The sequence below is a fragment of the Alkalimonas sp. genome (assembly GCF_020831925.1).
In the GTDB taxonomy this organism is placed as follows: Bacteria; Pseudomonadota; Gammaproteobacteria; order Enterobacterales; family Alteromonadaceae; genus Alkalimonas.
In genome coordinates, this window is the sequence record NZ_JAFIFQ010000002.1 from 1 (window position 1) to 12,732 (window position 12,732).

The following is a 12,732-nucleotide window of genomic DNA, read 5'->3' on the forward strand; positions in this document are numbered from 1 at the left end:
CCTGCGCCACCTAAAGCTTTATCGACCATGATTGTTGTCCTCTTGTTCTGTTGATATAAATAAGGTTCTGATTATTCGCTGCTTGCAAAGGCTGGCTGGCAATTCTGTTGGCGCAGCCAGAGGATGTCTGACTGAGCGCTCGCGCGAAGGAGTTGCTATGGCGAGCACAACAGAGATTGGCAGACAGCCTCTTATCCAACCGCTACTTCTTCTGGCTAAACAGCTGATCCAGCTTTTCTTCAAAGCTGTGGTAATTCAGAAAATCGTACAGCTCCATCCGGGTTTGCATGTCGTCGATCACCGCTTTCTGATCGCCTTGCGCTAAGATGTTTTCATAGACTTTCAGTGCCGCCTTGTTCATGGCGCGGAAGGCACTCAGTGGATACAGCACCATAGCCACCCCCACACTGGCCAGCTCTTGCTTGTTGAACAAAGGCGTTTGGCCAAACTCGGTAATATTGGCCAGCACCGGCACATCCAGCGCGGTGGTAAAGGCCTGGTACTGCTCCAGCGTATGCACGGCTTCAGCAAAAATGGCATCGGCACCGGCAGCCTGGCAGGCCAAAGCCCGCTCAATGGCCGCATCCACGCCTTGCTGTGCTAAGGCATCGGTGCGCGCCATAATAAAGAACTGTTCATCGGTACGAGCATCGACCGCAGCTTTTACCCGATCGACCATCTCATCTAAGCTGACGATTTCTTTGTTTGGCCGGTGACCACAGCGTTTTTGCGCTACCTGATCTTCAATATGAAAACCTGCCGCACCGGCACGGGTCATTTCTTTCACGGTACGGGCAATGTTAAAAGCCCCACCCCAGCCGGTATCGGCATCGACCAACAAGGGTACTTCGGTCGCACCGGTAATACGGCGAATGTCTTCGCAGACATCGTTCAGCGACGTCATGCCAAGGTCCGGTAAACCAAAGGACGCATTGGCGACGCCAGCACCGGATAAATACAACGCTTTATGGCCTACCCGCTCGGCCATCATAGCAGTGTAAGCATTAATAGTGCCGACCAGTTGCAATGGTTGATTGTCGACAATCGCCTGACGCAGCCGGGCTCCGGCGCTTAAAAGAGTGCTCATGCTTGATTCCCCGTTAGTTGCAATTCAATGTTGCGCCGCGATGCACCAATATGGCGGCGCATCAATAAATCGGCCAGTTCCCCATCGCGGTTGGCGATGGCATGAATGATGGCTTTGTGTTCATCAAAAGCCCGCGACACCCGCGGCCCGTTCATGCCTAACTGCACCCGGTACATCCGGACCAGAAAGTATAGCTCATCACATAATATATTGATTAAATAAGAATTTTTACTACCAAGAATAATGCGGTAATGAAAGTCCAGATCGCCGGCTTCCTGATAATAACTCTCGCCTTCGCGCACCCGCTGAGTGCTTAGATGCTGATCCAGCAAGGCGCGTACTTCGGCAATTTCAGCGTCGGTCATTTGCTCGGCAGCCAACCGGCAGGCCAGGCCTTCCAACTCTTCGCGCAGCTGATACAAGGCGATCAGGCCTTCTTTCGACAGGGTGACCACCCGGGCCCCGGCATTGGGAATGCGTTCAATCAGATGGCAGCGTTCCAGCCGCGCCAGCGCTTCACGCAGTGGAGCCCGGCTTAAATCAAAGCGTCGTGCCAGTTCCGGCTCACTGATTTTACTGCCAGCCGGGATCTCGCCTTCGACAATAGCGCGCTGTATTTCCAGCAGCACGCGATCGGCTGCTGTTACCGGCATCCGCCACATTGGGCTTTGCATTGTCATCAAACCATCACCTTGATCAACCTGAATTGTCGACATAAAAAAACAATAATGCAGTTTTAGTGGCTTTTAAGCGCTTTGTCAAGCTTGCTAAAGCATCGATTGTCGACAATACCACCAAAGTTGTAGCCTCTGCTTGCCAGGTTAAGCTTTCTGCAGCTGACAGATGATCCTGGCATCCGTTTCAAGTACAATAGCCGCCCTTTACTCTTTGGCGACTCGCACCATGTCCACTGCAAAAACCTACCCGATCGTAACCCTGGCTGCAGGCCGGGAAAAAGCGCTAAAACGGCGCCATCCCTGGATTTTTTCCAAAGCCATTCATGCGGTGAAAGGCACCCCGAATGCCGGCGATACCGTGGATGTGGTCAGTTTCGACCAAAAATGGCTGTGCCGGGCGGCTTACTCGCCAAAATCGCAAATCCGCTTACGGGTCTGGACCGACAAACAGGACGAAGCCATTGATCAGGCATTTTTTGAACGGCGCATTGCACAGGCACAAGGCATGCGCAGCATTTGGTTTGCCAACCAGGATACCAATGGTTACCGGCTGGTAGCGGCCGAGTCCGATGGACTGCCCGGCATTATCATTGACCGCTTTGCCGACGTGTTGGTGTGTCAGCTGCTTTCGGCCGGTGCGGAGACCAACCGCAAGCACTTACTGGCCGCCTTAAAAGCCCTGTACCCAGCTTGCAGAATTTACGATCGCTCCGATGTGGAAGTGCGTAAAAAAGAAGGTCTGGAGCTGAAATCTGGCTGGCTGCATCAGCCACTGGACAGCACCGAAGTGACCATTCGTGAACATGGCATGACGGTGTTGGTGGACGTGGCTGAAGGCCATAAAACCGGTTTTTATCTGGATCAGCGGGCCAACCGCCTGCGCTTGCGGCAACTGGCAGCCGGCAAAACCGTGCTGAACTGCTTTAGCTACACCGGTACTTTTGGTGTTGCAGCTTTGCTCGGTGGTGCCAGCCATGTGATTAACGTGGATGCCTCCGACAGCGCCCTTGCCTTATCCGAGCGCCAGTTGGCATTAAATGGCCTGCAACCAGAGCAGACCAGCCACGTTAAGCAAGATGTGTTTAAACTGCTGCGCCAGTACAAAGAAGAAGGCAAACAGTTTGATTTGCTGATTTTAGATCCGCCGAAATTTGCCGACAACAAAGGCCAGTTGATGGGAGCCTGTCGCGGCTACAAAGACATCAACCGGGTGGCGATGCAATTGGTGAAACCAGGTGGCTTACTGCTGACTTTTTCCTGTTCTGGCCTGATGGAAGATACCTTGTTCCAAAAAGTAGTGGCCGATGCGGCACTGGATGCCGGCCGGGACTGTCTGTTTGTTGAACGCTTGCACCAGGATGCCGATCATCCGGTAGCCAGTTTCTACCCGGAAGGTCATTACCTGAAAGGTCTGATCTGTTACCTGGCTTAATGCTTATCAATGTATGTAGCTCCTGTAAAAAAAGCTGACCCTGCGTCAGCTTTTTTTACATTCAACCGCTATAAAAAAATAATCCTCTTAGTTTTTAACCTTTTAAAAAATGGCCCGGATTATGCCAGAAAAAAATACCAGCCTTGATTGCTGTGCGACAGACTTAGTTTAAGCCTGTGCTGAAATAATAAAAATCAGAGGATAAGTAGAATGAAAAAACTGATCTTAATCAGCTGTTTATTAGGTTTTGCTTCAAGCCTGAGTCATGCAGGTGTAATCCGGCACGATGTCGACCCGGATGAATACCTCTGGCTGGCTCGTCAGCAACAATTTGACAGTGTTGGATATACCATCTTCAATGCTGCCGGGGGTGGTACCTTTATTTGCAGTGGCACCGTCATCGCTAAAAACTGGGTACTTACCGCAGGCCACTGTGTGGATGATGCAATTAACATGACGTTCTATCTCCCACAGTACAATGAAGATAGAACGTCATTAACGCACACTGCCGTTAATGCTTCATCCTGGGTTTGGCATGAGAACTGGAACGGTGACCTGGGCGCTGGCTGGGATATTGGTCTGATGTACTTTGATAACCCCTTTGATGTTGAACCGGCGAAACTCTATACCGGCAACAATGAAACTGGGGCTATCACTACCCATGTTGGCTATGGTGCTTCAGGTACCGGCCTCACTGGTGCTACCCAGCCACCAGGCACTCGCCGGGCAGGCCAGAATGTGGTTGATGGCTTGGCTTCCTCGGAAGGAACCGGTCAACAATTGCTGTGGTCTGATTTTGATCACCCAAATCCAGCCGCTACAGACCCTTGGGGTGACATTTACAATGACTGGGTAAATTACTGGTACAGTAACCATCCGCTTTTTGCAGGCTCTGGCATTAGTTCTGATAATGCAGCCCTGCCGCTGGAGTACAGCATAGCTGGTGGTGATTCAGGTGGTGGTGCTTTTATTTTTGAAAACGGTGAGTGGCTATTAGCTGGAGTGCACTCTCTGGGCTGGAACATCAATGGCACCCAGCCACAGGCAGATTATGGTACCTTATTCGCTTCGGTACGCGTCAGTGATCTTACCGATTGGATATACAGCTACACAGCCACCGTATCGACACCAGCAAGCCTTGGCATTTTTGCTTCGGGTCTATTACTGCTTTGCTGGCGACGCCGTACCCAGCTCTCTTCACGATAGCGCTCCCTCTGATTTATCCCAGCCGGTCAGTGTCACTGACCGGCTTTTTACTAGCTATCCATCGAATCCCCTACCTTTTCAGGGTGTTTCTACCGTCTACTCTTTGTTATGCTAAGCAGCTCGTTAATTTGACAGGAACCTGCATGAAAGCTTTGTTTAGCTCATTAGCACTGCTGATAAGCCTTAGTACTCAGGCCAGCTGGCAGCTTGATAACAGCCAGTCACGACTGGATTTTGTATCACTGAAAAATGAAGTGGCTGCCGAAGTGCATCAGTTCAGCCAATTGAAAGGTCACTGGCAGGACGATGGTAGCCTGAGCATTGAAATTGCAGTGGCTGGTTTGCAGACCCATATCCCGATCCGCGATGATCGCATGTGGCAGTATTTGTTTAAACTGGATGATTACCCGCTCATTACCGCAACGGGTTCAGTCACCCCTGACGCAGTGGCTGATTTAGCCATTGGCAGCAGCAAAACATTGCGGGTACCGTTGCAGCTGACCATTGTTGGCCAAACGCAGCGGGTGCAAAGTGAAGTGCTGGTCACCCGGCTTGGCGAGAGCAGCTTACAGGTCAACACCCAAGCTCCTATTATGGTGAATGGTGCTCAGTTTGGTTTAACGGAAGGTTTAAATCGCCTGCGTGATCTGGCTGGCCTGCAAAGCATCAATCCAATGGTGCCGGTTACCTTCACCGTGCGGTTTGAGAAGTAACCGCGAATAGCAGCCTAGATGCAGCCTGGAAAAAGGCAGGCTGCTTTTCTAAGTGCAGGTATTAATTCATATCGATAAAAGCCAGACCCAACTGGTAGCCTTCCCCGCTTTCCTGGCCGCAGCGCATCACTTTGGCCGTGGCATCCAGCGGCGGTATACTGTTGTTGGCTGACTCCAGGCGCACCCGAATCAAAGTACCCATTTCCAGTGGCTCATTGATATCCACCGACATGCCTGATGCACTTAAATCACGGCAAATACCATCAACGGTGCGGCCTGCTTCCGGATCATTGATCAGCAGCTGCACATCGGCATTAACCATCATACGGTAAAAATGACGCTTATCACTTTGGTTTAACATCACTACTCCCCCAGCTTATCCTTGCTTAATGTGTTTGTACCTGACTTACTAGTTATATAGCTTTCACCGTAGCCTGTAAAGGCGCGATTGAGCACCCCAACGGAAATAAGGCGTCAGGGGGCTGACGACTTCGCTTCGCTGATAGCGTTTAACACCCGTTTCAGTGAAATAGGATAAGCCGTCCCCAAAGTTTGAGCAAACAGCGACACTTTTAGCTCTTCAATCATCCAGCGAATATCGCTCACTGCATCAGGCAGCACAGCCTGAGTTTTGTACTGGCCAAGCAGCGCCTGATACGCTTCTTCGGCGCGCTGGTAATCGTGCATCATTAAACGATCGCGGTGTGGGTCAATCGGTAATTTTTCCAGCCGTTTTTCCATCGCTTTTAAGTAGCGCAGGATATCGCCAAGCCGCCTGGCACCATACTTACTGACGAAGCCCTTAAACAACAAGGTTTCCAAATGCTGTTTCACTTCCCCCTGCGCCTGCACATGCGCCAGATCCACCTTGCCTTTTAAGCGCTTTTGAATGTGGTGACCGAGCGACAAAATTTGTTCCACCTGCAAGGCAATAGCCAACACCCGCTCATTCAGCTCGGCCCGCACCTGTTCTTTGATACCGTTAAACTGCTGTTGATTGTGCGGAAATTCCTGTTCGCTTAACATGGCATCCACCGCCGCCGCGATGCAATCGTCAATCAGTTCCAGCACTTTGCCAAAGGGATTAAAATACAGCCCAAGCTTGGCTTTGTTAGGCAAAGACTCCTGCAGGTATTTCACCGGCGATGGGATATTTAACAAAATCAGCCGGCGCAAACCAAGCAGGCTGGTTTGGCGGGCCAAAGCAGCATGGTCAAGCAACTTGATGGCGACCGAGTCGCCTTCATCTACCAGTGCCGGATACGCCTTGATCTCATAGCCGGCTTGCAACTGCACATATTCACTGGGCAGCTGACCAAAGCTCCAGTCGGTGAGCTGTTGCTGCTCGATATCCGGCTCGGCTACCTCGCTTAAGGTTTGCTGTACATCCCCCTGCAGCTGCTGTTTCAACAGTGCCAGCGAACGTCCCTGTACCATCAGCTTGCCGCTGGCATCCACCACCTTAAAATTCATCTGTAGATGTGCTGGCAAGGATGCCAGATCCCAGGCATCGTCCGGCACCGTGGTGCCCGACATGCGCCGTAGCTGGGCAGTCACCGCCTCTAGCAGCTTGCCCTGACCAGGTTGCAGCACCTGCAGCAGAGCATCGGCGTAATTAGGTGCCGGCACAAACTGGCGGCGGTAATTTTTTGGCAAGGATTTAATCAGCGCCACCAACAGCTCATGCAACAGGCCTGGGATCAGCCAGTCAAAGCCCTGCTCATCAATTTGATTGAGCAGCGCCAGCGGAATCACCACACTCACGCCATCATCCAGCTCACCTGGCGCAAAGTGATAACTGAGCGGCAACTTGAGATTGCCCTGGCTCCAGACGTCTGGAAACTGGCCAGCGCCAACCTCATCGGCGGCACGCTTTTTCAGCGCTTCGGGGTCAAAGTGCAGGAAACGTTTGTCTTCTTTGCGTTTTTGCTGCCACCATTTGCTGAAATCAACGCGGTTATTGGCTTCCACCGGCACACGGTCGGCGTAAAACTGCACCAGATCCTCTTCGTCCACCAGAATATCGCGCCGCCGGCTTTTATCTTCCAGCGCGATCACCTCATCCAGCAGTTTGCGATTGTGCACCAAAAAAGCTTCCTGCTGCCCCAGCTCGTCATGCACCAGCGCTTCGCGGATAAAAATTTGATGGCAGGTTTGCGCATCGAGCTTGCTGTACAGCACCGGCCGTTTACCAACAATGATCACGCCGTAGAGGCTCACCTGCTCAAAAGCAATAACAGCACCGCGTTTTTTCTGCCAGTGTGGCTCGCTGTAGCTGCGGCTTACCAGATGTTCAGCCAAGGGCTCTACCCAGTCCGGCTCGATTTTCGCCAGGCAACGGGCATAGAGCCTGGAGGTTTCCACCCATTCGGAGGCCATCACCCATTTGGGCTTGCGCTTAAACAAATGACTGCCGGGAAAAGCATAAAAACGGGTTTGCCGCGGCCCAAGGTAATCGGCTTCGGCATCTTTGCAACCTATCTGACCGAGCAAACCAGCCAGCAAACTGCGGTGAATTTCGCCGTAGCCTGCGCTGGCCTGATTGGCACGAAAGCCAAGCTCTTGCATCAGTTGGCTTAACTGATAGACCAGATCCTGCCATTCACGTACCCGCAGATAGTTCAGCAGCTCGGTTTTGCAGAGTTTACGAAACTGATTGTTGCTCAGCTCCTCCTGCTGCTGTTGCAGGTACTGCCAGAGCTTCAGGTAACTGACAAAATCCGAGTCCTGATCGGCAAAGCGGCTGTGCAGCTCATCGGCTTTTTGCTGTTTATCCAGCGGCCGCTCCCGCGGATCCTGAATCGAAAGTGCTGCTACGATCACCACCACTTCGCTAAGCGCCTGCTGTTTGGGCGCTTCCAGCAGCATCCGGCCGAGCCGTGGATCAATAGGCAAGCGCGCCAGCTGACGGCCAAGCTCGGTCATTTGCAACTCGCCAGCTTTACGCCTGGTTGCTACCGCGCCCAGCTCTTCCAGCAGCTTGATGCCATCGGTAACAAAGCGACTGTCTGGCCGTTGTAAAAACGGAAAAGCTTCCATGCTGCCAAGGCGCAAAGATAACATCTGCAGAATAACCGAGGCTAAATTGGTGCGCAGTATTTCCGGATCGGTGTATTCAGGCCGGCTGAGAAAATCCTCTTCGCTGTACAAGCGAATGCAGATACCAGCAGCAACCCGGCCACAGCGGCCCTTGCGCTGGTTGGCACTGGCCTGACTAATGGACTCAATCGGCAGCTGCTGTACTTTGGAGCGGTAACTGTAACGTGAAATACGGGCAGTACCGGGATCGATGACATAACGAATGCCCGGCACTGTCAATGAGGTTTCGGCCACATTGGTCGCCAGCACAATGCGCCGGCCTGGGTGCGATTGAAACACCCGGTTTTGCTCGCTGGCACTTAAGCGTGAATACAGCGGCAGGATCTCGGTATGCGGCAGCCGCAGTTTTTCCAGCGCATCAGCGGTATCGCGAATTTCACGCTCGCCGTTTAAAAATACTAAAATATCGCCCGGCGGCTCGCGGTACAGCTCTTCGACCGCATCGAACAGGCCTTGCAGCTGATCGCGATCTTTATCGTCCTGCTCATCCCGCTCATCAAAGGGCCGGTAACGCACCTCCACCGGATAGGTACGGCCAGAGACTTCAATCACCGGTGCATCGTTAAAGTGTTTGGAAAAGCGCTGTGGGTCGATAGTGGCCGAGGTGATAATGACTTTTAAATCCGGCCGTTTCGGCAGCAACTGCTTCAGATAACCCAGCAAAAAATCGATGTTCAGGCTGCGCTCGTGCGCTTCGTCAATAATCAAGGTGTCGTACTGATTTAAAAAACGGTCCTGCTGCATTTCGGCCAGCAGCACCCCATCGGTCATCAGTTTGATGCGGGTCTGCTCTGAAGTGTGATCGCCAAAGCGGATTTTAAAGCCTACCTCTTTGCCTGGCTCCACGCCCAGCTCTTCGGCAATACGATTGCTAACACTGCGCGCCGCCAGCCGCCGTGGTTGGGTATGACCTATCATGCCGGCAACACCGCGACCAAGCTCCAGGCAAATTTTCGGCAACTGGGTGGTTTTGCCTGAGCCGGTTTCACCGGCAATCACCACCAGTTGGTGTTTGGCAATGGCGGCTTTGATGTCGTCTTTTTTGGCGACCACCGGCAGCTCGGCCGGATAGTTCAGTTGCAAGATCTGGCTGGCTCTTTGCTGGCGCTGGGCTACCGAACGCTCCAGGTCCTTGGCTATCGCGCCCTGAGCTTCGCAGCGTTTGGCTTCATCACTGATTTTTTTTAGACCATGCAGGCGCTTACGTAAGCGGAACTGATCTTTTTGCATGGCCAGACCGAGCAGCCGGTGCAGCTCGTTTAGTGAAAGTGGATTGGGTACAGAATTGGGTTCAGACAAAAAAGCGCCCTCAGCAAAATGAGGGCGCTATGCTAGCAAGAAGCAGGCTCAGCTGCAATTAAGGTTCCAACGAACAAACCACCAGATTGAGCCATTAAACCGCTTTGCGGTAATGCGAATTCATTTCCTTGTCCAGCGCGGCCAGTACATGGCTGCGGCTGATGATGCCAAGCAGAAGATTGTTGTCATCCACCACCGGATACAACTTGGGTTTCAGCTTTAGCATCATTTGCGCCAGATCGATGATGCCATCGTACGGTTTAACCGACAGCACTTCTGTTTGCATGATATCCCGCACATGCGCCACCTGCTGGTCGTGGTAGGTGGATTTCAGCATTAAGGACAGGCAGTCCTGCTCGGACAAAAAGCCTATCACCTTATTGTGATCATCCACCACAGGGCCACCGGTCTGATTGCTGATGGTCAGCCGATCCGCAGCCAGCTCCAGCGTCATATCCGCGGTAAAAGTCACCGGATGGTTGTTCATATAATCGCCTACTTTCAGTAAGTCCATGTTTCCCCCTGAATACAGAATGAAAGCTTACTTTAAGCCTAGCTGAAACTGGCAAAACTGCCGGTTTTTTACCGCGAAACCGCAGCTAACTGCTGATATTTTAATCAGTTAATCGTCGGCAAAAATAGCCGTCAATGCCGGTTGATTGCTGCCAATCTTGCCACGGTACATGCCCGGCGTATTAAAGGACCAGCTTAGTTCGCCGTTAGCATCCACCACAATGACACCGCCGGTGCCGCCCACTGGCAGCAAAACATCCTTAATTACCGCATCGGCAGCGGCTTTGGCCGACAGCCCCTGATATTTCACCCGGGCACAAATATCGGAGGCCACTTGATAGCGAATAAAGTACTCGCCATGACCGGTGGCAGAAACTGCGCAGCTGCTGTTATCGGCATAATTGCCAGCACCAATAATAGGAGCATCGCCAATACGGCCATAGCGTTTGCCGGTCATGCCGCCGGTAGAGGTAGCAGCGGCCAGATTGCCATTGCTATCTATAGCCACCGCGCCAACGGTGCCCATTTGCCAGTTGGGATCGCGTGTAAGCCCGGCCTGATGGGGTAAAGCCCCTTCGGCGGCTTTCATGCGTTTGAGCGCTTCATAGCGAAACTCCGTATTAAAGTAGCTGTTATCGACCTGCTCCAGGCCTTTTTCCGCGGCAAACTGCTCGGCACCGGCACCGGATAACATCACATGTACCGATTCAGTCATCACCTTGTGCGCCAGCAGAATGGGGTTTTTGACGGTACTGACCCCAGCCACAGCACCGGCATTTAAGGTGGCACCATCCATGATGGAGGCATCCAGCTCATGACGTTCATCCCAGGTGTAGACCGCGCCTTTGCCGGCGTTAAACAGCGGATTGTCTTCTAAAATAGTCACGGCCTTGATAGCAGCATCCAGGCTGGAGCCACCGGCTTGCAAAATAGCGTAGCCCTGCTCCAGCGCCAGTCGGAGTCCGTCATGGTAGGCTTGCTCTTGCTCCGGCGATAAGTTAGCACGCTCTATGGTGCCGGCACCGCCATGAATGACCAAGCCTATGGGTGTTTCTGCTACCGCTGCTGTGCCAGCAGAGAGTCCGGTGGTTAAAGCAGCTGCCATCAATGTCTTACGCATCTTTGTTGTCCTGTTGTTGTTCCGATGGATAGACTAGTTGTAACCGATCTCAACAGCACTGACAAATTTGTGCGTCTGATGGTACTGACTTTGCGGCAGATCAAAACCAGCCGCCAGGTTCAGCGATAGCATGGCGGAGTTCCTTTGTAACACAGACACCAACCTTGTCTGCTGACATTTTAGCGCCGCTTGCCGGCGCTTTTTTTGCCGGGCACCCGTTCAGGCGGTCACCACTCCTGGCTATCAGAAAAAACGGCTGAAACTAAAAAACACCTGAAAACCGCGACGCCGATCCGTCAGTGGGCTATCCGCGATGGCATCGTCGTACCAACGGTGATCCAGACCCAGCCGGGTCATGCCCCCAAAAAAGATCGGTGTGGCCACCGACAAGCCAACGCCAGGGTTCCAAACACTTCCGGCCTGATAGGCTGGCCGGTTGTCGGTGGCTTCATCCGGTCGCACCCCGTAGTAATAATTGACCAGGCGGGCATTGCTATAATCCATACTCAGATGAGGCTCCAGCATCAGTGGGCCAAACCAATGCACATAGCCAAGCCGGTTGCGCACTTCGTACCCATCGGAGTTGCCAAGCACATCGTGCAGCCAGGACGTTTCCAGCCGGATCCCCTGCCAGTCATAGCGCAGGCCAAAGCCTGCATCCATCGAGGTTTTGCGCTTTTGCATGCCTTCGAATACCGGGCTTTTCGAGGCATCGGTGCCAGCAAAGCGCGGGGCCAACCGGGCAGTCAGCACCAGCCCATCCTGCTGCAACAGCTCGTAGCTAATAAAAGGACCATACACCGATAACCGCTCGCCCCGGTAACCAATCACCGGAATTGGCACTGTCCGCCTGCGGTAATCCTGATACAGCTCCTGGTTCAGCCCCACCCCAATGCCATAGATAAAACCGCGCGGCTCTGCCCGGGCTGTTTCGCTATCAGCCCGGGCATTAAAACCACACAGACTAACAGCCAACAACACACTGCTAAAAATAAATAGAAAGCGGTCACTCATTAAAAACCCCTCGTTAAAGCACCGTCGGATTCAATTGCCAGATGCTCCAGGTAAGCATTGTTGCAAAACTAACCCAAGCTAAGTATGGCAACAACAACACAGCCGCCAGGGTACTGTGTCGTTTAAACAATAGCAAAGTGACCAGGATCGCCAGCCACAGCAGCACAATTTCGGCCAATGCCGCAGCACCTAAGTACCAGGCAAAAAACAACCAGCTCCAAAGCGCGTTCAGCACCAGCTGAATGCCATAAAACAGCAAAGCCCTGCCAGTAACTGCCAGGCGGTCACTGCGCCAGACCAGCCAGGCAGCAAGCGCCATCAGGGTGTATAACAGGGTCCAGGCAGGGCCAAACAGCCAGCCGGGCGGAGCCCAGGACGGCAATACCAATTGGCGGTAAAACTCCGGCGCATTCAACGACCCCAGGCTGCCAAGGGCGGCTGCCAAAAAAGTAATCAGCACCATGGCCAGCAAGGCACTGCATTGCTGTAATTTTGTGTAAGGAGATTGTCCAATCATCATCACGCCATAGGATTTAAGTAATTGTTTCATGACTGCGTTACGGCCAGAGCAG

At 52.7% G+C, this 12,732-nt stretch carries 11 protein-coding genes; 3 read left to right on the plus strand and 8 right to left on the minus strand.

Going from position 1 to position 12,732, the window contains the following annotated elements; translation table 11 throughout:
• Positions 1-202: 202 nt before the first annotated feature.
• Both prpB and JJU14_RS00915 read right to left on the minus strand, forming a co-directional pair.
• Complete coding sequence (prpB, locus tag JJU14_RS00910; protein WP_228610613.1) at positions 203-1,087, minus strand: methylisocitrate lyase; 885 nt, start codon at positions 1,085-1,087, stop codon at positions 203-205.
• The gene (locus JJU14_RS00915) at positions 1,084-1,767 is read right to left on the minus strand and encodes a GntR family transcriptional regulator (protein ID WP_228610615.1); all 684 of its coding nucleotides are present in this window, start codon (positions 1,765-1,767) and stop codon (positions 1,084-1,086) included. Before JJU14_RS00915 ends, prpB begins: the two co-directional genes overlap by 4 nt.
• Before the next feature lie 223 nt (positions 1,768-1,990).
• Between JJU14_RS00915 and JJU14_RS00920 the strand changes: the two genes are divergently transcribed.
• The 3 genes from JJU14_RS00920 to JJU14_RS00930 all read left to right on the plus strand — a co-directional run bounded on the left by JJU14_RS00920 (position 1,991) and on the right by JJU14_RS00930 (position 5,115).
• On the plus strand, positions 1,991-3,196 hold the full coding sequence (locus JJU14_RS00920; protein ID WP_228610617.1) for a class I SAM-dependent methyltransferase: 1,206 nt from the start codon (positions 1,991-1,993) through the stop codon (positions 3,194-3,196).
• Between the two features lie 210 nt (positions 3,197-3,406).
• Entirely contained in the window at positions 3,407-4,402 is a 996-nt protein-coding gene (locus JJU14_RS00925; protein ID WP_228610620.1) for a trypsin-like serine protease, read from the plus strand.
• A 143-nt stretch (positions 4,403-4,545) separates the two neighbouring features.
• A complete protein-coding gene (locus tag JJU14_RS00930; RefSeq protein ID WP_228610621.1) occupies positions 4,546-5,115 on the plus strand; it encodes a YceI family protein in 570 nt (189 codons plus the stop codon).
• A 61-nt stretch (positions 5,116-5,176) separates the two neighbouring features.
• Here the strand turns inward: JJU14_RS00930 and JJU14_RS00935 are convergent, their stop codons facing one another.
• The 6 genes from JJU14_RS00935 to JJU14_RS00960 form a co-directional block, all read right to left on the minus strand.
• Complete coding sequence (locus tag JJU14_RS00935; RefSeq protein WP_228610623.1) at positions 5,177-5,476, minus strand: PilZ domain-containing protein; 300 nt, start codon at positions 5,474-5,476, stop codon at positions 5,177-5,179.
• Positions 5,477-5,589: 113 nt separating this feature from the next.
• Positions 5,590-9,513: an ATP-dependent RNA helicase HrpA gene (gene hrpA, locus JJU14_RS00940; RefSeq protein WP_228610625.1), complete on the minus strand. Its 3,924-nt coding sequence runs from the start codon at positions 9,511-9,513 to the stop codon at positions 5,590-5,592.
• A gap of 94 nt (positions 9,514-9,607) precedes the next feature.
• The gene (locus tag JJU14_RS00945; RefSeq protein ID WP_228610626.1) at positions 9,608-10,027 is read right to left on the minus strand and encodes a CBS domain-containing protein; all 420 of its coding nucleotides are present in this window, start codon (positions 10,025-10,027) and stop codon (positions 9,608-9,610) included.
• 108 nt (positions 10,028-10,135) lie between these two features.
• Positions 10,136-11,146, minus strand: coding sequence for an isoaspartyl peptidase/L-asparaginase family protein (locus JJU14_RS00950; protein ID WP_228610628.1), 1,011 nt, complete (start codon positions 11,144-11,146; stop codon positions 10,136-10,138).
• Between the two features lie 243 nt (positions 11,147-11,389).
• Positions 11,390-12,160: a MipA/OmpV family protein gene (locus tag JJU14_RS00955; RefSeq protein WP_228610630.1), complete on the minus strand. Its 771-nt coding sequence runs from the start codon at positions 12,158-12,160 to the stop codon at positions 11,390-11,392.
• A 13-nt stretch (positions 12,161-12,173) separates the two neighbouring features.
• Positions 12,174-12,710 (minus strand): TspO/MBR family protein, encoded by a 537-nt coding sequence (locus tag JJU14_RS00960; protein ID WP_366914870.1) that lies wholly within the window; start codon positions 12,708-12,710, stop codon positions 12,174-12,176.
• Positions 12,711-12,732: the final 22 nt, after the last annotated feature.